Source organism: Vibrio sp. YT-19(2023) (assembly GCF_033337395.1).
Genome location: NZ_JAWOQN010000618.1, coordinates 1 through 650, shown reverse-complemented (window position 1 = coordinate 650; position 650 = coordinate 1). Strand labels below are relative to the sequence as shown.

At 48.3% G+C, this 650-nt stretch carries 2 protein-coding genes; both read right to left on the bottom strand.

Features of this window, described 5'->3' with window-relative positions; all coding sequences use genetic code 11:
- Positions 1 to 453 (bottom strand): sulfite exporter TauE/SafE family protein (locus R7E78_RS27485; protein WP_318058799.1); only part of this gene is annotated, 453 nt, incomplete at its 3' end.
- 14 nt (positions 454 to 467) lie between these two features.
- A partial coding sequence (locus R7E78_RS27480; protein WP_042772660.1) for a helicase C-terminal domain-containing protein occupies positions 468 to 650 on the bottom strand: 183 nt, incomplete at its 5' end.

Sequence of the window (650 nt, the reverse complement as noted above, 5' to 3'; positions counted from 1 at the left end):
ACCAATCGACAAACCTTGCAGGTACTGTTTTTTATGCAGTTTTGGGCAAGGCTCTGGTATTGGGCTTTGATGAGGTGAATGTGGCGTTTTATGGAATACGGTATACAGCGCAGCGGCTAATATAATAAGAGGCAAGACTTTTTCTAGCCAATCCGTACTGATGGCATCGACAAAGAGCGTGCCCAATGTTGCGCCGACAAGCGTTGCTGCAAACGCGCGCCCCCAACACTGAGGTTTGAACAAGCGTTTTTTGTAGTAAGTGAATGCGGCAGTTGACGATGCAAAGGTGGCAGCCAACTTGTTCGTCCCCAAAGCAATATGAGGAGGAAGCCCCAAAGACAGCAAAGCAGGGACGGTTAGCATCCCTCCACCACCTGCGACTGCGTCAATAAATCCAGCAACAAAAGCGACTAGCGCCAACACCAACAGCATTGTCGGCTCTATCATTTCCATAAATTCTTATTCTTCTAATATTCTATTTTTCGTTTAAATGGCGGCAGTGAGTCGATAAGTGCTTGCCCGTAGCGTTTGGTTACGAGGCGTCGATCCAGAATGGTCACTCTACCAGAATCTCGTTCTTTGCGCAGTAGGCGGCCCACGCTCTGGATCAGCTTTTTGCTCGCATCAGGTACAGTGATTTGCATAAACGG